Origin of the sequence: Clostridium sp. K04, from assembly GCF_019734375.1 — a bacterium.
Taxonomy (GTDB): Bacteria; Bacillota; Clostridia; order Clostridiales; family Clostridiaceae; genus Clostridium; species Clostridium saudiense.
Genome location: NZ_JAASHD010000092.1, coordinates 1 through 652, shown reverse-complemented (window position 1 = coordinate 652; position 652 = coordinate 1). Strand labels below are relative to the sequence as shown.

The following is a 652-nucleotide window of genomic DNA, read 5'->3' as shown; positions in this document are numbered from 1 at the left end:
AATAATTACAGATTTAGAAAAGCGTTTAAATGAACAGAATAAAATTAATGTTGAATTACATAATCAAATATCAGAAATGCAAATGATTGCTGATGATAAATTTGAAAATAGTCCAATGTATCATCAAATGAATGGTGAAATTGAACAATTAAAGGCAGTTATAAGATTAAATGAAATAAACACTAAATCTAAAGATGATACTATTAAAGGGGATAGAGATACCATACAAAAATTGCTGAAGGAAATTGAAGAATTAAAAAGCAATAATTGTGTTAATAAATTAAAAAATGAACGTGGTGCTGGAAGAAAAGAAATGTTTACTGAAGAACAAAAGGCTAGAGTAAAAATGTTAAGATTACAAGGTAAAAGTTACAGAGCTATTGCTAAAGATATGAATTGTAGTGTTGCTACTGTTCATAAAATAATTAACGAACAATAATGTTAATAAATTAATTAGCAAACAAAGTGTTATTTAATTAATTTATTAACAAGAATATCAAAAATTAAGGGGCTGAAAATACGAATTTACAAGAAAGTTTATTTATAGTAAACTTTTAAGTGTTTCGGAAACCCTTACAAATGGCTTAAAACCGTAAATTTTAAAAAATAAAAATGAAAAAACTGCGTAGAAGCTTAATTCTGCGCAGTTTTT

Annotated in this window: 1 protein-coding gene; it reads left to right on the top strand. The window is 25.2% G+C overall.

The window, feature by feature from the left end; translation table 11 throughout:
- Positions 1–439 (top strand): helix-turn-helix domain-containing protein (locus tag HCG70_RS17270; RefSeq protein WP_221698083.1); only part of this gene is annotated, 439 nt, incomplete at its 5' end.
- Positions 440–652 lie beyond the last annotated feature (213 nt).